We start from the raw sequence: 23,657 nt of genomic DNA, 5'->3' as shown, positions 1-23,657 counted from the left end.
GGCAGTCTTGCCCGTGCCCGGACCAGCTGGCGCGTTCACCGCCCTGACCTTCTCGATACCATCCTGGGCAATACCGTGGCGCTCGCCCGCGCCTGAACCGGAGCGGCGCGGGCCGAAGATCACCGTCATCGGCAATTGCCAGGCGGAGGGCGTCGCGCAGGTGCTGCAACTCCTGCTGCCCGATGCGCGAGTCGAGCTTCATCTCATCGCCCATCTGAAGCAGCGCTTCGGCGATCAGGACGGGCTGGCGCGTCACCTGCGCGACAGCGACCACGTCTTCTCGCATTTCTTCTGGCTCGCCTCCTTCCCGGGAGGCAACACGCTCGACCTGCAACGCAAGCTGCCGCGCCTCCGGATGTTTCCCGTCGTGGTCTTCCCGGCCTTCCATCCGGACATGATCTATGTCGGCGACATCGCCAGCTTGAGGCTGTCGGCGCTCGTCCACGGCCCTCTCGGGCCATCGCACTCGGCGATCGCGCTGTTCGGCTTCCTCGAAGGCCTGAGCATTGAGGAGACACTCGGTCTCTATGACGGCGCCGTCTTCGAGCGGCTGGGATACCACCGCGCCTGGGACGAGGGGACGGCACATCTGCTGATGGCCGCGCGGGAGGTCGGGTTCGGCCTGGAAACGGAACTCACGCGCTGGCAGCGCCGCGGCTGCTTCATGCATGACAGCAACCATCCGAAGCTGCATGTGCTCGCCGACATCGCCCGCCGGCTCGCCGTCGAGGCGGGCCTTGGGCCGCTCGACCTCGCTGCCGAGGATTACCTGCCGGACCTGCTCGTCGAGGAGGCGCTGTGGCCAGTCTATCCCGCCATAGCAGCTCACTATGGCGTGAAGGCGCAGCCGCTGTTCCGGGCGAAGGCCGTCAGAGGCCGCCCGCCGCGGCTCTACAACCTCAAGGGCTTCGTCACCGAGAGCTTCGCGCGCTATGCGCAGGTGCCGCGCGAGCAATTGGGCGCCGAGCGCATCACGGCTTGGCGCGCGGATCCTGGGATACGGGCGCTGTTCGCCTCAGCCCGCGGCGCTTAGCAGCGATTCCTCGCCCTCGGCCAGCACCATCATTTTGGCCAGCGAGATGATCTCGCGGACCTGGAAGGGCTTGTGCACGAAGATGCTTCCGGGGACCGTGCGCCGCGCGATATGCGGGGCGGTCGAGGCGTAGATGACCGGGCGGCGGGGATTCTGCTCGCGATAAGCCGCGGCGACCTCCCAGCCATCGATGAGGCCCGGCAGCGAGATGTCGGTGAACAGCCAGTCGATCTCGGAGGCGCGTTGCCGCAGCATCGTCAGCGCGTCCTCTCCGCTGGAGGCGGCAAAGACGCGAATTCCCTGCTGCTCGCACAGGCTCGAGAGCATTTCGAGCAGGAGGTAATTGTCTTCGACGATAAGGACGCTGGCAGACTGCGTCATGGCGCTCGACCCCGTCTCAGAGCAGGATCGGCGAGGCCGTGTCACGCTCGTGGTTCAGTCTGGTGTCCGAGGCACGCGCGGACCGAGGGGTCGCATCATGCGCTCTCTGCCCAGAAGACGTGGCAATAGTTAATCATCGATAAATCCTCTCCTGATACGGTAACCAAATCAGGAGAAGCGACAAAATGTTGAGCGCTGCGGCCGGGACATTCAGCGACGTCGATCCGGCCGTCTGTGATCGCGAGACGCTGGCCGATCTCACGGACCTATTCGGGAAGGAGCGGCTGACGCACCTTCTCGCCGGGCTCGACGAGGAGATCGTCCGGCGCCTGGAGCAGATCACGGTAGCGAGCACCGACCTCGGCGCTAATGCCCACGCCCTGGTCTCGGTCAGCGGCACCCTCGGCTTCGCGAGCCTGTCGCGGGCCTGCGCGAACCTCGAGTTGGCCTGTCTGGACGGTGCGGGCATCGACAGCTCCCTCCAGGCTGTGCGAGCCGAGGCGGCGCGGGCGAGGCCGGTAATCGCGAGGCTGCGCGGCGGGGTTTGATCCTGCTGTTGTCGCCGGGCCACAGCCTCACGCCATCTCGCATCGCCATAGAACGCGCCGCCGCCACGCCGCAATCGTCGCGCGAAGAAGGCCCTGCCGTTCCGGTGGATCGGCACAGACGAGAGAGCCGGATGCTGCGTGCGATCACGCACCGCATCGGGCATCAAACCAGCACACGGAAAGCTCTCGTCAAGGTTGATCGAACCTTCGCTTAACCGCATGGGCCTAAAAAGGCCTGGACGAAGCTTTCAAGGCGCGGCGGATCGCACAGTCCAGCCGCGCGAGGAGACAAGACCATGTCCAGACCCGCCCGCTTCCGCGTGCTTCCCTTGGCCGTCGCGCTCTGCGCCGCGCTCAGCGTTGCGGCGTGCTCCAACGACAAGGACCTCGCGGACGCATCGGCCTTCGGCGCGGGCGCGGCGACGCCGGGCAGCGCGCAGGACTTCGTGGTCAATGTCGGCGACCGCGTGTTCTTCGAATCCGACTCGACGGACCTGACCCCCACTGCCACCGCCACGCTCGACAAGCAGGCTTCCTGGCTGCAGCGCTACCCGCGCTACACCTTCCTGATCGAGGGCCATGCGGACGAGCGCGGCACCCGCGAGTACAACTACTCCCTCGGCGCCCGCCGCGCCCAGGCCGTGCAGGACTACCTCGCCTCGCGCGGCATCGCCTCGTCGCGCATGCGCACCGTCTCCTACGGCAAGGAGCGCCCGGTGGCCGTGTGTAACGATATCTCCTGCTGGTCGCAGAACCGCCGCGCGGTGAGCGTCCTCGACGGTGGCCGCGCCGGCTCCTGATCCTGTCCGACCCGGCCTCACGGCTTGCGGCCCTCGTTTTGCCGCGAGCCGGGGCTTCTGATACGGCGCGCGGCGGACTTCCCGCGCGCACGTCCTTCGACCGGTGCCCTACGCCATGCTCCGCCGCCTGCTTCTCGCCTCGTCGTTCGCCAGCAGCCTCGTCTTCCTCGGAAGCCCGCAGGCACAGGCGCAGGATGCCGCCGACGTGATCGTCCGACTCAACCGCGTCGAGAACGTCACGCGTCAGCTCTCGGGCCAGATCGAGACCCTCCAGTACGAGAACCGGCAGCTCAAGGAGCAGCTTCGGAAATTCCAGGAAGACGTCGAGTTCCGCCTGCAGGAAGGCTCCAAGGGCGGGGGAGGGGCGGTAAAGCGTGCACCTTCGGCCAGCCCGGCACCCTTGGGGGTCAATCCCGGTGAAGGCCGGCCCGGCAAGCGCGGCGACGCCTTCGAGCCCGAACAGCACCCCGGCGCTCCGGGCGCCCCGCGCCAGATCGGCACTGCCGCCCCGTCAGCGCCTTTCGCCGCCCCGCCCGCCGCGGCCTCGCAGGGGCCTGTCGCGCGTGAAGCCCAAGGCCTGCGCCGCGTTCCGGCCGCGATCGATTACGAAGGCGCGGACGACGATCAGGATGCAGGCCCCGGCGGCCCGGTGGACCTGGCGCCGCCTACCGTGCCGACGACCGGCGCCATCGAGCCGGCGCCGTCCACCAGCATCGCCGCAACCGGCAGCAACGACGCAAAATCCGATTTCGAGGCCGCCTATGCCTTGATCCAGGGCCGGCAATACGAGCAGGCCGAGATGAGCCTGCGCCAGTTCATTCAGTCGCACCCGCGCGACAAGCTCGTGCCGAAGGCGACCTACTGGCTTGGCGAGAGCTACCTGCAGCGCAATCGCTCTCGTGAGGCAGCCGAGCAATTCCTCAAGGTCTCGACCGACTATGCCGGATCGCCGGTGGCGCCCGAGGCCATGCTGAAGCTCGGCACCTCGCTCAACGCGCTTGGTGCCAAGGCCCAGGCCTGCGCGACGCTCGCCGAGATCGAGCGCAAGTATCCGAGCGCGACAGCCAGCGTTCGTCAGAGCGTCGAGCGCGAGCAGAAGCGCGCCCGCTGCGCGGCGTGACCTCCGGTGAGGACGGCAGCCGTCTGACAGGCGCCCTCGCTCCCTACCTTCGCGATAGGCCTGCCCCGAGCGGTGTGCTCCTGGCGGTATCGGGCGGCCCGGACTCGACGGCGCTGATGCACGCCGCCGCAGCCGCCGCGCCAACCATCGCTCTCTCCGTCGCCACGGTCGACCATGGCCTGAGGCCCGATTCCGGTCGCGAAGCCGAGGCCGTTGGCCGCCTCGCGAAGACGCTCGGTCTCGCGCACAACATCCTGCGCTGGGAGACAGAGCCGCGCGGCGGCATCCAGGCCGCGGCACGGACTGCCCGTTATCGGCTGCTCGCTGCCCATGCCGCCGCGATCGGCGCGGATCTGGTGCTTACAGCCCATACTGCCGACGACCAGGCGGAAACCGTGCTGATGAGGCTCATCGCCGGCAGCGGCCCGGCAGGGCTCGCCGGTATGCGCCGCGAGCGGCCGCTCGCGGAGGGCATCCGGCTCGCTCGACCGTTCCTCGACATGTCGAAGGCGGAACTCATCGCCTACTGCGCGGCAAACGCCCTGCCATACGTGCATGACCCGTCCAATGCCGACGACCGTTTTACCCGCGCCCGGCTGCGCAGCTTAATGCCGCGCCTCCGCGCAGAGGGCCTGACGCCGGAGCGGCTCACGCGTCTTGCCGAACGGCTCGCCCGTGACGAAGCTGCGCTCGTCCGGAAAGCGCGCGACCTCTTCGATGCCGCACGCCGTCCGGCGGCGATCGGAACCATCGCGTTTGACGGTAGGCCTCTGCTTGCCGCACCCGAGGCGCTCACCCTTCGCGTACTCGAACAAGCCATCGAGGCGGTGCAGTCGGACCCACAGCGCGCAACACCGCGACGCCTCGAACGCCTTGAACGTCTGGTTCTCGGCAGTCTCCTGCCTGCTCTCGACCAGGGCGCATGCCTGAGACGCACGCTGCGAGGGACGGTGGTCGAGGCGACGGCTGCCGGCCTCGTCCTGGTTGCGCCGGCACCGCCCCGCAGCACCTCCCGCAGCGACAATCCGGGCAGTCACGTCGCGTCGCCTCCCGATTTACTTGGCAAGGCAGGGGGTGGCGCTTACATTGGCAGGGCGTGTCCAGAGTGACCCGCCTTCACCGAACGTTGCCTTTATCCGTATCTCCTCCGGGAGAAGCGGGGAGGGTGGTGCGTCCGGGTAAGGGTCTCTCTGAGAGGCGGGAACGGACGGCCCGTAGCGCTCGTCCTGGGATGATTGGTCGATGAACCCGAATTTTCGCAACTTTGCCCTTTGGGTTGTCATCTTCCTTCTCGTCCTGGCCCTTGTGACCCTGTTTCAGGGCCAGGGGCACCGAGGCGGCGGCAGCGAAATCTCCTACAGCCAACTCCTGAACGACGCCGACGCCGGCAAGATCCAGTCCGTGGTCATCGCCGGCCAGGACATCAGCGGCACCTATGTCGGCGGCGGCAATTTCTCGACCTTCGCGCCGAACGACCCGAATCTCGTGACCAAGCTGTCGGGTAAGGGCGTGCAGATCAACGCACGACCGCCCTCTGACAACACGCCCTGGTTTATCCAGCTCCTGGTCAGCTGGCTGCCGATCCTCGTCTTCATCGGCGCCTGGATCTTTCTGTCTCGCCAGATGCAGTCCGGAGCGGGCAGGGCGATGGGCTTCGGCAAATCGAAGGCCAAGCTCCTGACGGAGGCCTCGGGCCGCGTCAGCTTCGACGACGTCGCCGGCGTCGAGGAGGCCAAGGAAGACCTGCAGGAGATCGTCGAGTTCCTGCGCGACCCCCAGAAGTTCCAGCGGCTCGGAGGCCGCATTCCGCGCGGCGTGCTGCTCGTCGGCCCGCCCGGTACCGGTAAGACGCTCATCGCACGCGCCGTGGCAGGCGAGGCCAACGTGCCGTTCTTCACGATCTCCGGCTCGGACTTCGTCGAGATGTTCGTCGGTGTCGGCGCAAGCCGCGTGCGCGACATGTTCGAGCAGGCCAAGAAGAACGCGCCCTGCATCATCTTCATCGACGAGATCGACGCCGTCGGCCGTCACCGCGGCGCCGGCCTCGGCGGTGGTAACGACGAGCGCGAGCAGACGCTGAACCAGCTCCTCGTCGAGATGGACGGCTTCGAGGCGAACGAGGGTGTCATCATCATCGCGGCGACGAACCGCCCCGACGTGCTCGACCCTGCGCTGCTGCGTCCCGGCCGCTTCGACCGCCAGATCATGGTGCCGAACCCGGACGTGACCGGCCGCGAGCGCATCCTGCGCGTCCACGTCCGCAAGGTGCCGCTGGCACCGGACGTCGATCTCAAGGTCATCGCACGCGGCACCCCCGGCTTCTCGGGCGCCGATCTGATGAACCTCGTCAACGAGTCGGCTCTGCTCGCGGCACGCCGCGGCAAACGCATCGTCACGATGCATGAGTTCGAGGACGCAAAGGACAAGGTGATGATGGGCGCCGAGCGGCGTACCCTAGTCATGACCGAGGATGAGAAGCGGTTGACCGCTTATCACGAGGGCGGCCACGCCATCGTTGCCTTCAACGTGCCGGCCACCGATCCCGTCCACAAGGCGACGATCATTCCGCGCGGCCGGGCGCTTGGCATGGTCATGCAGCTGCCAGAGCGCGACAAGCTCTCGATGAGCTACGAGCAGATGACGTCGCGCTTGGCGATCATGATGGGCGGACGCATCGCCGAGGAGATGATCTTCGGCAAGGACAAGGTCACCTCGGGCGCTCAGTCCGACATCGAGCAGGCCACGCGGCTGGCCAAGATGATGGTGACGCGTTGGGGCTTCTCGCCCGAGCTCGGCACCGTCGCCTATGGCGACAACAACGACGAGGTTTTCCTGGGCATGTCGATGGGCCGTCAGCAGACGGTCTCGGAATCGACGGCGCAGAAGATCGACGCCGAGGTCCGCCGTCTCGTCGAGACCGGGCTCGAGGACGCTCGCCGCATCCTTGCCGAGCACAAGGACGATCTGGAGGCGCTCGCACAGGGACTGCTCGAATACGAGACGCTGTCCGGCGACGAGATCCGCAAGCTGCTTCAGGGCGAGCCGCCGGTGCGCGATTCCGGGGATATGCCTTCGACGCCCTCGCGCGGCTCGGTAGTCCCTTCGGCCGGCCGTGGCCGCCCGCGGGAGAACGATGGCGGCTTGGAGCCCTCGCCACAGCCGTAGTCGATACGGACTGGAGAGAGCGACGACATGTCGAGCCCGCCTGGAGCGGGCTCGTCTCGTTTCGGCAGTCCCGCGGCTTCCTGAAAGTACCTGCTAACGAAGCCTCGCGATTGCCCGTTTTGGGAGCTAGATCAAAAGGGCCTCTTCAATCTTCGCGGCCAAACTCGCCGCACGGATGCGAGGCAGTGGCACCCCAAGAGAGTTCGTCTCGGAAAGACGACCACGGGCTGCCGGGAGCGGGGTTCAGACGGCGATGGCGCGCAAGTATTTCGGCACGGATGGCGTCCGCGGGCGCGCAAACGGCGTGATTACGCCCGAACTGGCACTGAAGGTCGGCCAAGCTGCCGGCCTGACCTTCCAGCGCGGAGACCATCGCCACCGCGTCGTCATCGGCAAGGACACCCGCCTTTCCGGCTACATGATCGAGACGGCGCTGGTCGCGGGCTTCACCTCGGTCGGCATGGACGTGATGTTGCTCGGTCCGATGCCGACGCCAGCCGTCGCGATGCTGACGCGCTCCATGCGTGCCGATCTCGGCGTGATGATTTCGGCCTCCCACAATCCGTTCGAGGATAACGGCATCAAGCTGTTCGGGCCTGACGGCTTCAAGCTGTCCGATGACGTCGAGCACGAGATCGAGGCGCTGATCGATGGCGAGATGAAGCGCCATCTTGCCGGCTCGCGCGACCTCGGGCGGGCCAAGCGCATCGAGAGCGTGCATGCTCGCTACATCGAGTTCGCCAAGCGCACGTTGCCGCGCCACGTGACTCTGGACGGCCTGCGTGTCGTCGTCGATTGCGCCAACGGTGCTGGCTACCGTGTCGCTCCCGAGACCCTCTGGGAGCTCGGTGCCGAGGTCATCTCGATCGGTGTCGACCCGGACGGCTTCAACATCAACGACGACGTCGGCTCGACGGCACCGAACGCCCTCATCAACAAGGTACGCGAGTTGCGCGCCGATGTCGGCATCGCCCTCGACGGCGACGCCGATCGGGTCCTGATCGTCGACGAGAAGGGCCAGAAGGTGGACGGCGACCAGCTCATGGCCGTGGTTGCGCGTTCCTGGCAGGAGGACGAACGGCTGACGCAGCCAGGCCTCGTGGCCACGATCATGTCAAATCTCGGCCTGGAGCGTTTCCTTGGCGGCCTTGGGCTCAATCTCGCCCGCACCGCCGTTGGGGATCGGTACGTGCTCGAGCACATGCGTGAGCACGGCTACAATCTCGGCGGGGAGCAATCCGGCCACATCATCATGTCAGACTACGCCACCACCGGCGACGGCCTTGTCGCCGCCCTCCAGCTGCTCAGCGTGGTCAAACGCCTGGAGCGGCCGGTGAGCGAGGTCTGCCACTGCTTCGATCCGCTACCTCAGATCCTGAAGAATGTGCGCTACCGCTCCGGCGAGCCGCTGCGGCAGGACTCCGTGGTCACGGCCATCGCACAGGCCAAGGCGCGACTTGGCAATACCGGCCGACTGGTCATTCGGCCCTCGGGCACGGAGCCGGTCATCCGTGTGATGGCCGAAGGCGACGACCGCGATCTCGTCAACGCGGTCGTGGATGAAGTCGTCGACGCGGTGACCCGGGCCGCTGCCTGACTCACCTCTCCGGTAACGGGTCGCCCGATTTTGCATTGGACGGCTCGCTCCTCTGCCGCACGGCACGCGAAAACCTTTCGTTAACTTGTACAGCGCCAGTCATTTGATCGATCAACACTTCGGCAAGGCTAATTTTTTACGTTAAGTGCGACTTAACCAACCTTGGCCATGATGTCCTTCGTTCTCCCTGCCGGCCGCATGCGGCTTCCGGCACGTATCGAAGAGTGAAGGAAATCCCATGGGCCGCTCCAAGCTTCATGCATTGGCGCGCTCCCTCACGCTCATGGCGAGCGTCGGAGCGCCCTGCCTCGCACATGCCGCGGACCTCCTACCACCGCCCCCACCCCCGCCCATGCCTGCCCCCGTCGATGTCGGCGGTGGTTGGTATCTGCGCGGTGACGTCGGGGTTGGCGCTGCCGAGTTCGAGAAAGTCAGCACGAATCTTGGCGTCACCGGCGCTGCATTGCCCGCCGGCTACACCATCACCGACCGTCACCAGGACGACCAGTTCTTCGCCGGCGCCGGTGTCGGCTATCAGTTCAACAGCTTCCTGCGCGGCGACATCACGGGTGAATACCGTGGCGGCGGCAACCTCCACTACGTGGAGCGCTTCCCCCTCAATGGCGGTACCGGCATCGACACGAACACCGGCAAGTTCCGCTCGATCGTCACGATGGCGAACGGCTACATCGACCTCGGCACCTGGTGGTGCCTGACCCCCTATATCGGCGGTGGTGTCGGTGCAGCCTTCAACCAGATCAGCAGCTACCAGGACGTCGGCGCAGGCACGGCCGCGGGCGGCTTCGGCACCGCTCTGTCAAAGAACACCACCAGCTTTGCCTGGGCCGCTCAGGCCGGTGTGACTTACGACGTGACGCCCAACTTCAAGGTCGATGTCGGGTATCGGTACCTGAACATGGGCCATGCCAAGACCGGCCCCGTGACCTGCGTCAACGATCCGACCTGTTCGGTTGCGACCTACAAGGTCAGCGAGCTCACATCTCACGATGTGAAGATCGGCCTGCGCTACCTCATCGGTGGGGTGGCTGCGGCTCCGCTGCCGTCGCTGGCACCGGCCTACGAGCCCGGCCCGCTGGTTCGCAAATACTGATTGCATACATCAGATCGAACATTCGGAGCGGCGCGGATTATATCCGCGCCGTTTCTACTTCTAACCTGCGTTCATACCGAAGTGGTTAGGCTTAATCAGATCATAACTTCGATCTGACAGGATGAGATCAGAGCCCTGGCCGGGATGAAGCGGCGTAGTCCGCCTCGGGCTGCCGGCAGAGAGATCACCGACATGCGTTTTCCGGATTGCGCCTGGATCATCAAAGCCGGGCTCGTGCTCGCTGCCGCTCTGTCCACTGGGTCGGCCAGCGCGGCTGACCTCCTGCGCCATGCCCCACTGCCTGAGGAATTCGTCGCGTCCGCCCCCGTCGAGAGCGGCTGGTATCTCCGTGCCGACGCGACGGTGAGCGATTTCGGCAAGCCGCGCGACGCGACACCGCCCAGCCCAGGCCTACCGCCTTATCTCGAGCTGCGGCTGAGCAGCGAGGCCGGCTACGGCGGCGGCATCGGCTACCGGGTCAACGAATGGCTTCGGGTCGACGCGACGATTGATCAGCGTGCGCCCTCGCGCTTTCGCGCGGTCTCGTCGGGCTCCAACTTCGCCTATGGCTACAATATCGAGGTGGGCGACGTCGACGTGCTGACCGGCCTGGTCAATGTCTATGCCGATCTCGGGACATGGTGGGGTCTGACACCCTATCTCGGTGGTGGCATTGGCTTGGCCGACAACAGCTTTCACCGCAACTATACGCAGACGACCTGCACCAGCGCGACGAATTGCGACGGCAATCCGGTAATCGGACCGCGCACGCCGGTGTCACGCCCCGATCACGGTTTCACCTCTTTGGCCTGGAGCCTTACGGCTGGCGTGTCGTACCAGCTCATGCCGGGCTTGAGCCTTGACGCAGCCTATCGCTACGTCGACCTTGGCGGCGTCAAAAGCGGCCTCGACTCCTCAGGTTTCAGCACGCGGCTTAAGGACCTGACGTCCAACGAGGTGCGCATCGGCCTGCGTTACCAATTTGCGGGCGGCCTGCTGCCGATGATCTCGCAAAATCCCTACGGCAATTGAACCAGCCCCGACGCGATGAAACGGTGTGCCGTACAGGACGGCACGCCGTTTGAGTTTGCGCAAAGGATTGGTCGGCACAAAGCACCGTTTCGGATCAAGACAAATCGAGGCAAAGCAACCGACCATTAAGGTTACTCAAGTAAGACCGTCTCATGAGGTAAGCCGCGCCGACGCGTCGCTGCCCGTAGGACGATGACGATGCGTAAACTCACCATCGGTTTTCTGGCACTGTCCGCACTCGGCGTCATGTCGACCGCGCACGCCGCCGATTTCGCCGACGATTACCTGCGTGGTGCTGACTATGAGCCAGTGACGACGCAGATCATCGATTGGAGCGGCTTCTATATCGGCGGCCATGGCGGGTACAGCTCGGCTGCGCTTGGCTTCAAGAACGTCTACCAGGAGATGATTAGCAACGCGCTCCACGATAGCTTCGCGGAAACTGACTTCGGCGCGTCCACGCTCCTTCGGACAGGTCCCGTCCGCAGAGACCGCACGACATTCGGCGCCATCGTCGGTTACAATTTCCAGTTCGACGACGCCGTGATCGGCATCGAAGGCGATTATACATTGTTCGCCGGCGGCGGCATCTCGAACGACTCTATTGGCCGAACGCTAAACAGAGCCGACGGCGTCCTCGAAACCATCAGCCTGACCGGCAGTTCATCGACCCGCGTCCAGGATTACGGGACTATACGGGCACGCGCCGGCTATGCGTTTGGCAGTTTCCTGCCCTTTGTTACAGGCGGCCTCGCCATCGGTAGAGCGACGGTCGCTGACCGAGTAACTTACCAATCCTACGGCTTCGACAGGACCGCCTTCAACGCCAACCAGACCGCCACGAGCGGGCTTCCGCAGTACGTTTACAATTTTGGGTATCGCTCCTTTGACCCCACGAACCCCGCTGGAAGCATCCCCGCAACCAATCTCCTAACGAGAGCGAAGACGAAGGTCGTCGGCGGCATATCGCTCGGCGGTGGCATCGAATACGCGATCACGTCAAACTTCCTTTTGCGCGGCGAATATCAGTACGTCCTTCTCAACGACCTCGATGGGCATCAGCTGAACCTGAACACGGTCCGCGCTGGCGCAGCTTACAAGTTCTGAAGCCGCCCCTGACACCCCCCTCTAAGGGCAATGCCCATGCCACTCATGTCAGCCGGTCGTATTTTCTGTGGCGCTCTTGCGAGCTTGCTCCTCACCAGCCCAGCGCTAGCGAAGGCGCGGCTGGGTCACGAGCGAGCACTCCACTATCATGCTCCGGCAAGAAACCTCCCGCCCGAGGTTCGCTATCGCGACCCACGCTACGTGTCGCCGCGTCGTCGCGCGCCGCATTTCCGCACACCGGATTTTCTGATTCACGCCTATCTGCCGCGGAACACTGACGCGCCGCTCTACAACGAGCCGCCGAGCCGTTTTCCGCTCCGCTGACACCTCGCCTCAGATCTTTGCTCTCAACCGCCGGCGCGCGGCGCGGTGGTCGGGCGCGCCGCGAAACGCTGCATGCATCGCGTGCCACAATGGCTTTCGCCGGTACTCCGCGTCGAACGGCAGCCCCCGCTGAGGCAGGCCGTCCGGCCGTCTCCGTGCGGGGTAGATACTGAGCCAAGAGTCGGGATCGTAGAGGTCCCAGGCCAGCACGTTGAGCACGGCTGGTTCATCGAAGACTGTTTCGAGAAAGCGCCGCGCGAGATCGGCGACGCCACGGTCGCGAGCTGCCACATCGGCCGGGAAGGCTCGGTCGTCGATGTCGAGCTCAGTGATCTCAATGGCCAGGCCCATCCCAGCAATCTCGCGCAGGAATTTCCGCAGCGTCGTCTCGTCGAAGGGGAGGTTGCTCGTGAGATGGGCCTGGATGCCGAACCGGTTGATCGGCACGCCCCGCTTCAGCATGCCCTCTAGCAGCCGCAGGATCGCGCTGCGGCGCTCGTCGATCCAGTCGGCCTTCTGCTCGCAATCGTTCTCGTTATACACCGCCGATGCGCCGGGATCCTCGTCCTTGAGCATCTGGAAAGCCAAGTCGACGTAGCCGGGCCCGAGTGCCGCGAGCCAGGGCGTGGCGCGCAGGCCGCCCGGTCGATGGTCGGCTGGGACGACGATCTCATTGACCACGTCCCAGGCCTCGATCGTACCGCGATAGCGCCGGGCCATGGCGCCGATCCATTGCCGCATTAGCGTTTCGGCGCGCGACGCGCTGCCGCTCGCCAGGATCGCCTCGGCCCAGGGGGGAAGTCCTTCGTGCCAGATCAGGCAGTGCCCACGCATGCGCTGGCCGTTGGCGCGGGCGAAGCGCAGCGTCTCGTCGGCGGCGACGGAATCGAACACGCCCTCACGCGGAACGACGCTCGAAAACTTCATCGCGTTCTCGCAGACCAGGATCCCGCATTCGCGCTCGGCGAGGGAGCGCCAGCGCCGATCCTGTCGGAAGCGCGTGATGGGCACGGCGGAGCCGAATGCGAGCCCCTTCACAGCGGCAGCGGCTTGCAGGCCGTCGGCCGACCAGGACGGGTTGCCAAGCGGTCCGAACGGGGAGGGCGCGGCCTCAGCGCGCCCTGAGAGAGCGACGGCTGCCGCCCCGCTTCCGAGGACGGCGCGGCGGCTCGGACCATGCGGGATCATCGACGGGTGCTGCTCCCGGCCACAGCTTCGCCGGCCAGGCTCGCGGGACGCCGCAATCTGCCGCGCAAGAGCACGCGCCGGGCCGGCTCCTCCACGACGAGATGAACCAGAGCGGCCATCGCAAGGGCGAGCATCGTCGCCAGCGCAGCCGCCACCCACGGCGACACGTCGGAGATCCCCCCACGCAACGCCCGATCGAGTGAGTTCACGGCGGCGTAGGCCGGCAGATGCAGAAGGTAGAGCGCGAAGGAGATCCGCCCGAGGAAGATGAGTGGCCCGCTGGCGAGAGCGCCTCCGCGCAGCTCCGCGCCCGCCAGGATCAGCGGTGTCCAGGCGAGGGCGCTCAGGCCGTTATGCATCAGCGGCTGCGGCACGTAAGGGTCGATGAGTATCAAGAGGATGCCAGCCAGAGCAGAGACGACCAGGAGCAGCTTGGCAGCCGAGCGGTGGACGGCGGTCGGGTTGACTTTCGTAGGCAGACGCCTCGACTGCCACCACGCGAAGAGCACGAGCCCAGCGATGAATTCCGGCAGCCGCAGCAATGGGTTGTACTTGATACCCTGGGCGAGCAGCATCGCCATGGGGCCGCCCGGCTCCGGATCAATCAGCGAAACGCCCGGAGCGTAGCGGTTCCAGAGCAACGTGCCGAAGGCACCGAATACTGCCCAAAGTCCCAGGGTGGCGAGCGCGTACTCAGCCGGCCGGCGCAGAACCAGGGGCAGCAGAAGGGGCAACAGCAGGTAGAAGAAAGCCTCTACCGAGATAGACCAGCTCGCGCAGTTCAGCGAGCAGGCCGCTCCAGGAACCCAAGCATGCAGGCCGAGCGGCGCGAGGACTGCGCCGGAGGCCATGAGCCATTTGACCGGCGGTGCGCTCTTCAACACCCAGGCAGCGAACCACGGCAGACTGATCGCCAGCGAGAGCAGGAAGGCCGGATAGATCCTGGCGAAGCGCGCCAGCAGGTAGCGCCGTCGCAGCGTCGGGTCTGCGAGATCGACCGCATGGTAGGTGTAGGCAAGGATGAAGCCCGACAGGATGAAGAAAAACGTCACGCCGGTATGGCCGAGCAGGATCGCAGTATGGTGCGGTCCATCCGGAAAGAAGAAGCGGTCGTAGTGGAATACCAGAACGTAGAAGGCCGCGAAGAAGCGCAGGGAGGTCAATGCCGGGAGTGGCGTGGTCGCCGGATGCGCCGCGCCTGCGGGTGCGAGGTTGAGCTGCCGACCGGCGTCACGGCCACTTGGCTCTCGTAGGACGTTCATCGTCTCGCTCGAACGCTAACCGTCAGTCATCTTGCCGCCCACATTGCGCCAAGGCGGGCCCTCTCCTCCAAGTCCCGCGCTTCAGCCGGGCACCGTGCGGTAGGAGGCCCGGTAACGCAGCCCGAAAATGGCGAGCATGAACATGCAGCAGATCGAAGAGCTCGGCGTGAACAGCACCGATTCGAACGAGCCGCCGGTCAGCGCCAGCAGCCAGAGCCGCACGAAGTAGAGCGTCATCGGGTCGATCCGACCGGCGGGCGCGATGCGCTGGAGGTCGCGCAGCGGCGCCACCACGAAGGCAGCGAGCACCATCAGCAGGCCGGGCAACCCGATCAGCAGGCAGACGTCGAGATAGGTGTTGTGGGCCTGGCTGGTCTTCGTCACCCAACTGAGGGCATCGGAGGTGCCGAACTTCGTCCGCTCGGTTCCCCAGAAGGCGCCGAAGCCCCAGCCGAACAGCGGACGTTCGACGATGTGACTCGCTGCGAACTCCCAGATCTCGGTGCGTCCGGTGAAGGATGTGTCGGGCAGGATGCCGACGAGCCCATCGCGGATCGGGGGGAAGAACACTGAGCCGAGGGAGAACAGCGAGACGGCGGTGGTCGGGCCGATGAGGATCGCGGCCCGCAGCCAACCGTTGCGGACGAGACTGCACAGGCTCGGCGCCAGTACGATGAAGGGCAGGAGCGCGGTGACCGACTTCGAATTCGCCGCCGCCAGGAATACCGCCGCGAGCAGCACGATGGTGATGCCCCAGACCCGGCTCAGCGCCGAAGCGACGAACAATCCGGTGAGAATCATCAGCGCCATGGCGCCGCCGGCCTCGTTCTTATGCGCGAAGATCCCGCGCCAGAGTCCTTCGTGCTCCGGCTCGTTCAGGAGGTCGAAATCCGCGGAGTGGATCGCGAGTTGAGGCAGGAAGGCGACCGCAAGGTAGGACGAGATCACGATGATCATCGCCACGATGGCGAGGGTGAGCGCGAATTGGCGGACCGAGCGCATCACCACGGGAATGCCGGCTGCAATCATCGTGACGATCACGAAGAGCAGGATCCGGCGGATCGAGAGCAGCGGCTCGACCGACGTGAGCAACGTCAGCCCCATCCAGCTCGCCAGCGCAATCAGTGGCCATGTCAGCAGCGGCCGCAGCTTCTCGATCCCGAGCTGCCGCAGGGCGGCGGCCATGGAGAACCCAAGCACCAGGAAGAGTACCTGCGTCGTCCAGCTGCCGGCCGTCGAGGTCTCGAGAATGTTGCGGTCACTGAGATCGGCCAGCGGGGCGTGGTTCCAGAAGGCGAGGATGCAGGCGCCGCCGAGACACATGCGCAGCGCATCCGGCATGTCGCCGCGTGCCTTTGCGAAGGCCGGCCGGTCGGAGGGCGCTCGCCCCTTCGAAGGCACTTCAAACGCCGACGCCACGCTCCGGCCTCATCCCACGACCGGCCTGCGCACCCCGCGGCGGTCTGAAAACGCAGGCAGAGTAGCGCAGAACTCGTGCTCAAAGAGTGCGGCGTAGTCTTTGTGCCCAGCTAACCGTTCGTAAGGTTGACGGGGTCGCGCGCGAAGATTGCTCAGTCGGAGCACTGACGGCAAACGGTGCTGCTTGCCGGCAGCTTCCGGAAGAAAGCGTCGAATCGATCGCGAGCAGCCGATGATTGGCCGGCTGTGCGTCGGCCACGCTCACACAACCTTCTCACGTGTGAGATCGACAATTGCGGGACCATCGGCAGCTGCGAGATGCGCCACGCGCGCCTGCCACAGGCACAGCAGCGGGGTCACGCCGAGCTCGAAGGCTAGGGCGCCGAGCATCACAAGAGAGGGCACTCCCGTGAGATAGAGACCAAGCAGCCGCGAAAGGCCGCCGAGCACCACTACCAGAGTGAGGAAGCGGAACAGTCCGGTCTTGTGCTCGATCCCCGGTACGCAGGTCATGAAAAGGATGCCGATGCCGGTGAGCAGCCCGGACAGGTAGCGGAAATGGCTGTCGGCCGAGACGTTAACGATCCGCTCCGTGCCAATGCCATCAATGCCGAAGAGCACGCCGTACAGGCCAGCGACAACCGGCAGGAGCGCAGCCACCGCGACGACCCTCTGCAGCAATCGCCGTTCACCCTTCATCCGGTTCATCCCTCTCAGCCCGCGACACCAGTTGAGCAACCCGCGGCATGGCCGAGGTTCACTTCACCTCTGCGACGCCTTCAGCCGTTTGACGCATTTGTTGTAGAATTGCGGCCAGCTCGGCCCTCTGGACGTCTTGTCTGCAGCAGAGAGACCGCGCCACTCCGCACCACATCGCGCCTGCCTTTCGCGCGCCGGGGAGAGAGCAGGCTCCCTGTTGCGTATGGAGGCTACCGGCTTTGCTGGCTCACGAGCCAGCACCGGGGCTGCGGCACAGAAGACCGCAGCGAGCAAGGCGACGATACGGAGCGACATTCCGGCAACCTCACCCATGAAACCATCCTACCGCGCCGGCAGGAGCTACGTGACACAGCCGAAACCGTACCGAAAGAGCAAGACCAGAAACGACTTACGCGCGTCCGAGTTGCATGGTGGCTCTCTGTCCCGGTCGTGAGTGACGAGCCTGTTCACGCCGTGACGAATGCAGTCTACTCCCCGACAGGAAGCCGCCCGGAGCGAGCGACGGGACGGTTCGCGGAGACGACCATGGCGCAGACGACGGCCAGTGCGATCGACGTTCACACCTGGAGCACGCCGAACGGCTGGAAGATCCCGATCATGCTGGAAGAATGCGGGCTGCCCTACCGGGTGGTGCCCGTGAATATCGGCAAGGGCGAGCAGATGGCGCCCGACTTCCTGGCGATCTCGCCCAACAACAAGATCCCGGCCATCGTCGACCCTGATGGGCCGGGCGGCGCGCCGATCTCCGTCTTCGAGTCCGGCGCGATCCTTCAATATCTCGGGCGCAAGACCGGTAGCCTCTATCCGACCGACGAGCGCGCTCGCGTCGCGGTGGACGAGTGGCTGTTCTGGCAGGTCGGCGGTTTCGGTCCGATGCTGGGCCAGGCCCACCATTTTCGGATCTACGCCAAGGAGAAGATTCCCTATGCCGTGGAACGCTACACCGAGGAGACAAAGCGGCTCTACGGCGTACTCGACCGCCGGCTTCACGGCCGCGAATACCTGGCTGGCGACTATTCCATTGCCGACATCGCGACGCTGACCTGGGCGAAGTTTCACGACAAGCAAGGCGTCGACGTCGCGACATATTCGAATGTCGCGCGCTGGCTGGAATTGCTGCTGGCCCGTCCAGCTGTGCAGAGAGGATTGGCTGCCATCTAAGGGCGTCGTCCACGCAGTTATCCCCATCTGCCACAACCGCTAAACTGCGATCGGCCACACGGACTTGCCGTTAACGCTCCGTGGCTAGCCTGCGCATCAGCAGGAGGTGGAGCCATGAGGACGGTCGCCGTCACGTTGTCGGTCGCGATGCTCGCAGGCAGTGTCGCGGACGCGCAAGCCCGTGGGTTTCGGCTGCGCAGCTCCAGTTTCTCGTCGGTGTCATCGAGCGCGAAGGCTCGTCGCATCCCGGCTATAGCCGCCGTCGGCGCGATCAGCTCACCCGATCCGGCACTCGCAGGCGCGAAGCCCCGCGGCGTGATGACGGCTCAAGCCGAGGACGCGGACGAGAACGCGCCAATTCCACCCATGCCGCCTGCTCCGGAGGCTGTCCCGGTCACGAAGCCCGCTCAACCTTGGTGCGCAACCGGCCGGACCGTGGGCGTCGGCAAGGGCTTCTGCCTGATCAATTGATCGTCTGCATGAACCCGGCGAGGCGCATCATGCCCTCGGGCCAGGGGCCATGCCCGCTGGCGATGTTGATGTGTCCGGCTTCGCCGGCATCGACGATCTCGGCGCCCCAGGCCGTCGCGAACTCCTCCGCGCGCTCGTAACTGCAATACGGGTCGGTGCGGCTCGCAACGACTAGGGTAGGGAAGGTCAGGCGATCCCGCGGCACTGGCGCGAAGGAGCGGACGCTCGCCGGCAGATCCTGACAGGTCTCGATATCGGGAAATGCGACGAGCATAGCGCCGCGCACGACGTCCTTCGGAAAACGCGAGGCTGCCTCGACCGCGGCGACGACACCGAGGCTGTGGGCGATGAGCACGACGGGTCGTGTCGCTTCTTCGACCGCAGCGACGATCCGCGAGCGCCAAGCCTCGGGATCGGGATTGTGCCAGTCCGCCTGCTCGACGACCCGCCCCGTGCGCAGGCGGCTGGCCCAGCGCGCCTGCCAGTGGTCCTCCCCAGATCCAGCAAAGCCCGGCAGGATCAGGATATCGCAATCGCCCGTCTTCATACGGCCTCCCTAACTTCGGGCCGGCCGTGCGATCAAGCGGCGGCGCGTGCAGCCGAGGCGGCGATCCATGCCGCAAGCGCAGTGGAGGCGAGGTTCTTGCCCTTGGCCTCGATCTCGAAATCGCTCCAAGCGAGATGGCGCGCTACCAGCGCGTTGATGCCAGCGTTCCACATCAGGTCGGAATGGGCAGCAAGGTCTCGCCGCGAATGGCCAGCCTCAGCGAGTGCCGCGAAATCGGGCCGTATCGCCGGGTCGTGTCCATCGAGCAGGTCTTCTCGTGAGACACTGATGTGACTGAGCGGACGCGTTCCGCGCCAGGACTCACGGATGCGCGCGATGCGGGGATCCTCTGGCTCGATATATTCGCCGCCGCTCTCGACCCAGTGATGGTGCAGGTCGAGCACCACAGGGACGTCGTCGGCGAGCCGCAGCACGGCGTCGAGCCCATGACACGTCTCGTCGTTCTCGGCGGTGAGCAGATTGCGCGCAGTCTGCGAGACCAGCTTCAGACCAGCGCGAAAGCCTTCGATGCCCGGCTCGCGGCCACCGACATGGATGTTGATGTGGGCGCCGTGCGGGTGCCAACCGCCGCCATAGCCGAGCATCGCCATGGCCTCGGCGTGGTACTCGAGTTCGGCGATACCGTTCTCCTGCGCCGAGGGGTTGCGCGATGCGATGATGCAGAACTGGCCCGGATGCATGCTGAGGCGGATACCGGCGGCCCGCGCGCGATCCCCGAGACGCTCGAGGCCTGCCTCGATCAGCCGGCGCAGGCCCGGATCGGCATAGAGGTCACTCGCGATTGGATGGGTGTAGCCGGGCAGCAGTGAGCTGGCGATGCGCAGCAATCGCTCCGTCGGCGGTCGTGCTGCAACCCAATCGAGCTGGCGCCCCAGGGCTGCGAGGTTATGGCGGACGATCGTCTCGAGCTTCGCCCGCCGCGCCGCCAGCGTCAGACCTTCGAGATAGGTCATGGTCGTGCAGGTGAGATTCATCGCCTGTATGGCTTCCCGCTCCGCCTTACGCGTCGGGTAGCCGTCAGGCGGAGCGTCCGGGATGAAGGTGCAACAGAAGCCGAGGCGGGAGGTTGAGCCAGTCATGGCCCGACAACGCGGAGCGCCCGGCTCAGGTCCGCAGCGTTAGCCGATAGCTGTACATGTCCCCGCGAAACAGCCCTTCGACATACTCGATCATCACACGGGTATCGGCGAAGCTGTGGCGCTTGATCAGCAGGCAAGGGCTCGGCTCCTCGAAATCGAAGACCCGGCATTCCTCGGCGGTGGGCAATGTCGCCTCGATGGTCTGGTCGCAGCTCACGAGTCGAGCGCCAGTATTGTCTGCGAGGAAAGCGTAGACTGATCCAGAGAGGTCGCCCTCCGCCAACTCGGGCACGGCCTTGAGATTATACCACGCCACTTCGCGCGACATCGGGACATCGTCCCCATAGCGGATACGGGTGAGCTTCAAGAGCGGCGCTGTCGAGGGCAGGCCGAAGATCGACGAGATCGAGCGATCCTCGACCAGTGCCCGCTCGACGATGCGAGAGGAGGGCACTTTGCCGAGCTCGCGCATTTCCTCCGTGAAGCCCTTCAGGCGGTCCATACCCGGATGGACCTGATCGGGCCGCGACCGGACCAAGAAGCCTTTTCGTCCCTGAGAGGCGAGCAGGTTGCGCTGGCGCAGGGCCGCGTAGGCTCGCTGGATGGTCACGCGGCTGACGCCGAGATTCTCAGCAAGCTGTCGCTCGGCCGGCAGCACCGCTCCCATTGGCAAAGTGCCCGACAGGATCAAGGCGTGGATCTGCTCTTCGATCTGCTGATAGAGCGGCATGGCCGTGTCGTCCCGCAGCCGCAAGAGCGACATCAGAGACGGGCGGTCGAGGGGATGCAGGGAAACGACCTTGGGATCGTGGGTCGAAACTTGCCGGAACGGTCCAGCTGATTTTCTATTCGCCACGTGGTGCTACCGGGACATCTCAGGTGCGGATCTACGCCATAGGCAGCTTCGTCGTCGCCTGCTCCGTCAAGGTAGCACGCCTTCCCCGCGCCGGTGAGTCCCTTGATGCAGACGCTTTCGTCGCAGAACCGGGTGGGAAAGGGTTCAACCTCGCGCTGGCTGCGCACCGGCTCGGGGCGGTGGTCGACGGCGTCTTCGCGATCGGTGGCGATCCCTTTGCCGCGGTTGCCGTCTCCGCTTTCGAGGGAGCCGGGCTCGCTACCGACATGTTGTTGAAACGCAGCGGCTCCACCGGTGCTGGGATCGGTTTCATTGACAAGGCCGGCGAGAATTGCCTCGCCGTCAGCCTGGGCGCGAACCGAGAGCTGGCAGCCGAGGATGTCGCACCGGCGAAGATCGGCGACTGCAACCTCGTGATGGCGACGTTCGAGTCGCCGGATGCGCCGATCGCGGCTGCCTTCGCCGCGGCCCGATCGCGCGGCATCCGCACACTGCTCAATCCGTCGCCGAGCCGACCAATCGACGCGCAAATCCTTGCGCACACTTCGATTTTGATCGTCAACCGCGTCGAGGCTGTCGACTGCGGTATCGATATCGCCGACGAGACGACGTTGGAACGCGTGATGCAGGCAGGGCCTGAGATCGTCGTCGTCACGCTTGGGAAGGACGGCGCCGTTGCGTTCAGTCGTTGCGAGCCACCGCGCTGGCAGGCGGCCGTCGCGGTGACGGCAGTCGACACGATCGGTGCAGGAGATGCCTTCTCAGCCGGGTTTGCCGTGACCCTTCTGCAGGGGGGGTCGATTGAGGAAGCTCTGACGCGCGCCGCAGCTTGCGGAGCGATCACCGCAGCCCGGTTCGGTGCCTTCGATGCCTTTCCGACGGCCTTCGAACTCGAACGTTTCTGCGAGGCGGCGAAGGTATGAGGGCGTCATTCGAGGACCGAGCGCCGCACCAGTCTTCATTCCTCAAAGCTGAAGGCGTCGACTGCATTGCCGGCAAGATTGGCGAGGCGAAGGCGATCGGCTGCATCGAGCAGGGGAGCGCGGAGAGCGGGTAGCGCGGCGATCTCGACGGCGCGCTCACGCGCAAGACGGACCGCTTCTTCGAGTGGGACGCTCGCAAATCGAACAGGATTGCCCGGCTGCCTTTGTGCCAAGCGGCGCAGGTCAGCCGATACGACCGTCGCGATCTTCGGGTATCCGCCGGTCGTCTGACGGTCGGCGAGCAGCACGATCGGTCGCCCGCTGCCCGGCACCTGGATCGAGCCGGCGACGGTGCCGTCCGAGACGATGTCGGCGCCCATTTTACCGTGCTTGATTCGGGGCCCGTCGAGTTGATAGCCCATGCGGTCGGCCTGGGTGGAAACGGTGAAGATCGAGCCGAGAAGGGTCTCGATGCCGCTCGCCGTGAAGCGACCCTCCTGAGGACCGAGGACAACGCGGATCGGCTGATCGCGATCGATCGCGACCGGATCGAGCATGTGGTCGGCCTCGCCTGAGACCGGTGGCGGGGCCAATGCGAGCCGGTCGCCCTCGCGTAACGGGCGCCCGTTGAGACCCCCGAGAGCCGCCCGCCGGTGCAGCGAGACGCTGCCCATCGACGGCGGCAGGACGATGCCGCCTGCCAATGCGAGGGTGGTGAAAACCCCATCGCGTGGGCGGTCGATACGAAGTTGCGCGCCCTCTCGGAGCACGACCGAGCGATGATGTCCGATCTGCTCACCGTCGAGGGTAATCGGACAGCGAGCACCGGCGAGGGCGAGGCGAACCGATCCGCCCTCGACCCGGAAGCGGCCACCGCTCAAGCCGAATTCGATGGCCGGAGCATCGATCGCATTACCGACAAGCGCGTTGGCGGCGGCGTGGGCGAGACGATCCATCGGACCGGAACTGGACAACCCGAAGCGCAAGTAGCCGCGGCGGCCTCCATCCTGCACGGTGGTCGCCGCTCCGCATTCGAGCACGACGAGGGTGACGCTCATGCGTCTACCCGTTCGGCCACGGCGTCACCCGCCGCGGCGGCTCGATCGAGGGCAGCCCATCGATCGGCACCGGTGGGCTCGAAGCGCACGGCATCGCCGGGTTGCAAAAGGAAAGTCGGCTCGCGCCCAGGCATGAAAATCCGCACCGGCGTCCGACCCAGGAGGTGCCATCCGCTCGGAGCTGCGATGCTGGCAACCAGGGCCTGCACACCCCCGATCGAGATCGTGCCAGCTGGCGTCAGCGCCCGCGGCGTCGGTCGGCGTGGAAGTGCGAGCGCGGGATCGAGGCCGCTGAGATAGGCGTAGCCCGGCAGGAAGCCGAGCATGGCGACCCGATACTCGCCGCCGGCATGGCGCGCGATCACTTCGTCTGGCGAGAGGCCGTGATGCTGCGCTACGGAGCTAAGATCGATACCGAACTCACCGCCGTAAACGACTGGAATGCGCCAGCTCCGTCCCGGCTTCGGCGGCCTCAGCCCGGCGCGGGCGAGCGCAAGGACTTGCCGGCCGAGTTCGGCCGGATCGACCGCCACTGGGTCACAGTGGACTGTGAGCGATCGATAGGTCGGAACCGTCTCGACGAGGCCGGGCAGCTGGGTCTCGGCGAGTTTGGCGTCTAGCGCGAGCACCGTCGCGTTGAGTTCGGCATCGATGGTGTCGCCGAACTCGATGGTGAAGGCAGTGTCGCCGCAGGCCAGCAAGCGCGGATACTGGAGGGTCATCGTCCCTCGTAG

The 23,657-nt window shown here is 65.7% G+C and carries 23 protein-coding genes; 13 read left to right on the top strand and 10 right to left on the bottom strand.

Annotated features, from left to right (window positions below):
* Positions 1-160 precede the first annotated feature (160 nt).
* Positions 161-1,033, top strand: a complete 873-nt coding sequence (locus MGN01_RS03340) for a WcbI family polysaccharide biosynthesis putative acetyltransferase (RefSeq protein ID WP_174804541.1) — start codon at positions 161-163, stop codon at positions 1,031-1,033.
* Here the strand turns inward: MGN01_RS03340 and MGN01_RS03335 are convergent.
* Positions 1,016-1,414, bottom strand: a complete 399-nt coding sequence (locus MGN01_RS03335) for a response regulator (RefSeq protein ID WP_147045143.1) — start codon at positions 1,412-1,414, stop codon at positions 1,016-1,018. The genes MGN01_RS03340 and MGN01_RS03335 overlap by 18 nt on opposite strands.
* 185 nt (positions 1,415-1,599) lie before the next feature.
* On the opposite strand from MGN01_RS03335, the gene MGN01_RS03330 reads away from it, so the two are divergent.
* The 9 genes from MGN01_RS03330 (at position 1,600) to MGN01_RS03290 (ending at position 11,894) form a co-directional block, all read left to right on the top strand.
* On the top strand, positions 1,600-1,962 hold the full coding sequence (locus MGN01_RS03330; RefSeq protein ID WP_147045142.1) for a hypothetical protein: 363 nt from the start codon (positions 1,600-1,602) through the stop codon (positions 1,960-1,962).
* Positions 1,963-2,258: 296 nt separating this feature from the next.
* Positions 2,259-2,762 carry a peptidoglycan-associated lipoprotein Pal gene (pal, locus tag MGN01_RS03325; RefSeq protein ID WP_147045141.1) on the top strand — a complete coding sequence of 168 codons (504 nt, stop codon included), beginning with the start codon at positions 2,259-2,261 and terminating at the stop codon, positions 2,760-2,762.
* A gap of 115 nt (positions 2,763-2,877) precedes the next feature.
* Complete coding sequence (gene ybgF, locus MGN01_RS03320; protein WP_147045140.1) at positions 2,878-3,882, top strand: tol-pal system protein YbgF; 1,005 nt, start codon at positions 2,878-2,880, stop codon at positions 3,880-3,882.
* The gene (gene tilS / locus MGN01_RS03315) at positions 3,879-4,991 is read left to right on the top strand and encodes a tRNA lysidine(34) synthetase TilS (protein ID WP_244612296.1); all 1,113 of its coding nucleotides are present in this window, start codon (positions 3,879-3,881) and stop codon (positions 4,989-4,991) included. The genes ybgF and tilS overlap by 4 nt, the downstream gene beginning before the upstream one ends.
* Positions 4,992-5,124: 133 nt before the next feature.
* Positions 5,125-7,047, top strand: a complete 1,923-nt coding sequence (gene ftsH / locus MGN01_RS03310; protein WP_147045139.1) for an ATP-dependent zinc metalloprotease FtsH — start codon at positions 5,125-5,127, stop codon at positions 7,045-7,047.
* 253 nt (positions 7,048-7,300) lie between these two features.
* Positions 7,301-8,644: a phosphoglucosamine mutase gene (gene glmM / locus MGN01_RS03305; RefSeq protein ID WP_147045138.1), complete on the top strand. Its 1,344-nt coding sequence runs from the start codon at positions 7,301-7,303 to the stop codon at positions 8,642-8,644.
* A gap of 238 nt (positions 8,645-8,882) precedes the next feature.
* Positions 8,883-9,755, top strand: a complete 873-nt coding sequence (locus tag MGN01_RS03300; RefSeq protein ID WP_147045137.1) for an outer membrane protein — start codon at positions 8,883-8,885, stop codon at positions 9,753-9,755.
* 192 nt (positions 9,756-9,947) lie between these two features.
* On the top strand, positions 9,948-10,787 hold the full coding sequence (locus tag MGN01_RS03295) for an outer membrane protein (RefSeq protein WP_147045136.1): 840 nt from the start codon (positions 9,948-9,950) through the stop codon (positions 10,785-10,787).
* Between the two features lie 198 nt (positions 10,788-10,985).
* On the top strand, positions 10,986-11,894 hold the full coding sequence (locus MGN01_RS03290) for an outer membrane protein (RefSeq protein ID WP_147045135.1): 909 nt from the start codon (positions 10,986-10,988) through the stop codon (positions 11,892-11,894).
* Between the two features lie 333 nt (positions 11,895-12,227).
* On the opposite strand, the gene MGN01_RS03285 is transcribed toward MGN01_RS03290, so the two are convergent.
* The 4 genes from MGN01_RS03285 to MGN01_RS03270 form a co-directional block, all read right to left on the bottom strand.
* Positions 12,228-13,406, bottom strand: coding sequence for an endo-1,4-beta-xylanase (locus tag MGN01_RS03285; protein ID WP_147045134.1), 1,179 nt, complete (start codon positions 13,404-13,406; stop codon positions 12,228-12,230).
* Positions 13,403-14,668: an acyltransferase family protein gene (locus tag MGN01_RS03280; RefSeq protein WP_147045133.1), complete on the bottom strand. Its 1,266-nt coding sequence runs from the start codon at positions 14,666-14,668 to the stop codon at positions 13,403-13,405. Before MGN01_RS03280 ends, MGN01_RS03285 begins: the two co-directional genes overlap by 4 nt.
* A gap of 81 nt (positions 14,669-14,749) precedes the next feature.
* The gene (locus tag MGN01_RS03275) at positions 14,750-16,087 is read right to left on the bottom strand and encodes an O-antigen ligase family protein (RefSeq protein ID WP_238258027.1); all 1,338 of its coding nucleotides are present in this window, start codon (positions 16,085-16,087) and stop codon (positions 14,750-14,752) included.
* Between the two features lie 261 nt (positions 16,088-16,348).
* Positions 16,349-16,786: a DUF4345 domain-containing protein gene (locus MGN01_RS03270; protein ID WP_147045132.1), complete on the bottom strand. Its 438-nt coding sequence runs from the start codon at positions 16,784-16,786 to the stop codon at positions 16,349-16,351.
* A 546-nt stretch (positions 16,787-17,332) separates the two neighbouring features.
* Here MGN01_RS03270 and MGN01_RS03260 point away from each other — a divergent pair.
* Both MGN01_RS03260 and MGN01_RS03255 read left to right on the top strand, forming a co-directional pair.
* The gene (locus tag MGN01_RS03260) at positions 17,333-17,968 is read left to right on the top strand and encodes a glutathione S-transferase N-terminal domain-containing protein (RefSeq protein ID WP_147045131.1); all 636 of its coding nucleotides are present in this window, start codon (positions 17,333-17,335) and stop codon (positions 17,966-17,968) included.
* Between the two features lie 114 nt (positions 17,969-18,082).
* Positions 18,083-18,439: a hypothetical protein gene (locus MGN01_RS03255; RefSeq protein ID WP_147045130.1), complete on the top strand. Its 357-nt coding sequence runs from the start codon at positions 18,083-18,085 to the stop codon at positions 18,437-18,439.
* Here the strand turns inward: MGN01_RS03255 and MGN01_RS03250 are convergent.
* Genes MGN01_RS03250 through MGN01_RS03240 form a run of 3 tightly spaced genes read right to left on the bottom strand, consistent with a single transcriptional unit; the run spans position 18,432 to position 20,849 of the window.
* Entirely contained in the window at positions 18,432-18,986 is a 555-nt protein-coding gene (locus tag MGN01_RS03250) for an RBBP9/YdeN family alpha/beta hydrolase (protein ID WP_147045129.1), read from the bottom strand. The genes MGN01_RS03255 and MGN01_RS03250 overlap by 8 nt on opposite strands.
* Positions 18,987-19,018: 32 nt before the next feature.
* Complete coding sequence (locus tag MGN01_RS03245; RefSeq protein WP_147045128.1) at positions 19,019-20,086, bottom strand: apurinic/apyrimidinic endonuclease family protein; 1,068 nt, start codon at positions 20,084-20,086, stop codon at positions 19,019-19,021.
* Between the two features lie 25 nt (positions 20,087-20,111).
* Entirely contained in the window at positions 20,112-20,849 is a 738-nt protein-coding gene (locus MGN01_RS03240; RefSeq protein WP_238258025.1) for a GntR family transcriptional regulator, read from the bottom strand.
* 116 nt (positions 20,850-20,965) lie between these two features.
* Here MGN01_RS03240 and MGN01_RS03235 point away from each other — a divergent pair, with 116 nt between their 5' ends.
* On the top strand, positions 20,966-21,865 hold the full coding sequence (locus MGN01_RS03235; RefSeq protein ID WP_147045127.1) for a PfkB family carbohydrate kinase: 900 nt from the start codon (positions 20,966-20,968) through the stop codon (positions 21,863-21,865).
* Positions 21,866-21,900: 35 nt separating this feature from the next.
* On the opposite strand, the gene MGN01_RS03230 is transcribed toward MGN01_RS03235, so the two are convergent.
* On the bottom strand, positions 21,901-22,923 hold the full coding sequence (locus tag MGN01_RS03230; RefSeq protein WP_147045126.1) for a 5-oxoprolinase subunit C family protein: 1,023 nt from the start codon (positions 22,921-22,923) through the stop codon (positions 21,901-21,903).
* Positions 22,920-23,645 (bottom strand): 5-oxoprolinase subunit PxpB, encoded by a 726-nt coding sequence (gene pxpB / locus MGN01_RS03225; protein WP_147045125.1) that lies wholly within the window; start codon positions 23,643-23,645, stop codon positions 22,920-22,922. The genes MGN01_RS03230 and pxpB overlap by 4 nt, the downstream gene beginning before the upstream one ends.
* Positions 23,646-23,657 lie beyond the last annotated feature (12 nt).

This window comes from Methylobacterium gnaphalii, from assembly GCF_007992215.1.
Taxonomy (GTDB): Bacteria; Pseudomonadota; Alphaproteobacteria; order Rhizobiales; family Beijerinckiaceae; genus Methylobacterium; species Methylobacterium gnaphalii.
This window is presented reverse-complemented; position numbering and strand designations above follow the sequence as displayed.

Bases quoted from the DNA above. Each gene is read 5' to 3' on its own strand.
- MGN01_RS03290 (WP_147045135.1), top strand. From the start codon at position 10,986: ATGCGTAAACTCACCATCGGTTTTCTGGCACTGTCCGCACTCGGCGTC.
- MGN01_RS03335 (WP_147045143.1), bottom strand. From the start codon at position 1,414: ATGACGCAGTCTGCCAGCGTCCTTATCGTCGAAGACAATTACCTCCTG.
- MGN01_RS03260 (WP_147045131.1), top strand. From the start codon at position 17,333: ATGGCGCAGACGACGGCCAGTGCGATCGACGTTCACACCTGGAGCACG.
- MGN01_RS03250 (WP_147045129.1), bottom strand. From the start codon at position 18,986: ATGAAGACGGGCGATTGCGATATCCTGATCCTGCCGGGCTTTGCTGGA.
- MGN01_RS03230 (WP_147045126.1), bottom strand. From the start codon at position 22,923: ATGAGCGTCACCCTCGTCGTGCTCGAATGCGGAGCGGCGACCACCGTG.
- MGN01_RS03330 (WP_147045142.1), top strand. From the start codon at position 1,600: ATGTTGAGCGCTGCGGCCGGGACATTCAGCGACGTCGATCCGGCCGTC.
- MGN01_RS03285 (WP_147045134.1), bottom strand. From the start codon at position 13,406: ATGATCCCGCATGGTCCGAGCCGCCGCGCCGTCCTCGGAAGCGGGGCG.
- MGN01_RS03270 (WP_147045132.1), bottom strand. From the start codon at position 16,786: ATGAAGGGTGAACGGCGATTGCTGCAGAGGGTCGTCGCGGTGGCTGCG.
- MGN01_RS03255 (WP_147045130.1), top strand. From the start codon at position 18,083: ATGAGGACGGTCGCCGTCACGTTGTCGGTCGCGATGCTCGCAGGCAGT.
- MGN01_RS03280 (WP_147045133.1), bottom strand. From the start codon at position 14,668: ATGAACGTCCTACGAGAGCCAAGTGGCCGTGACGCCGGTCGGCAGCTC.
- pal (WP_147045141.1), top strand. From the start codon at position 2,259: ATGTCCAGACCCGCCCGCTTCCGCGTGCTTCCCTTGGCCGTCGCGCTC.
- pxpB (WP_147045125.1), bottom strand. From the start codon at position 23,645: ATGACCCTCCAGTATCCGCGCTTGCTGGCCTGCGGCGACACTGCCTTC.
- ybgF (WP_147045140.1), top strand. From the start codon at position 2,878: ATGCTCCGCCGCCTGCTTCTCGCCTCGTCGTTCGCCAGCAGCCTCGTC.
- MGN01_RS03295 (WP_147045136.1), top strand. From the start codon at position 9,948: ATGCGTTTTCCGGATTGCGCCTGGATCATCAAAGCCGGGCTCGTGCTC.
- MGN01_RS03245 (WP_147045128.1), bottom strand. From the start codon at position 20,086: ATGACTGGCTCAACCTCCCGCCTCGGCTTCTGTTGCACCTTCATCCCG.
- glmM (WP_147045138.1), top strand. From the start codon at position 7,301: ATGGCGCGCAAGTATTTCGGCACGGATGGCGTCCGCGGGCGCGCAAAC.
- MGN01_RS03240 (WP_238258025.1), bottom strand. From the start codon at position 20,849: ATGTCGCTCTTGCGGCTGCGGGACGACACGGCCATGCCGCTCTATCAG.
- ftsH (WP_147045139.1), top strand. From the start codon at position 5,125: ATGAACCCGAATTTTCGCAACTTTGCCCTTTGGGTTGTCATCTTCCTT.
- MGN01_RS03300 (WP_147045137.1), top strand. From the start codon at position 8,883: ATGGGCCGCTCCAAGCTTCATGCATTGGCGCGCTCCCTCACGCTCATG.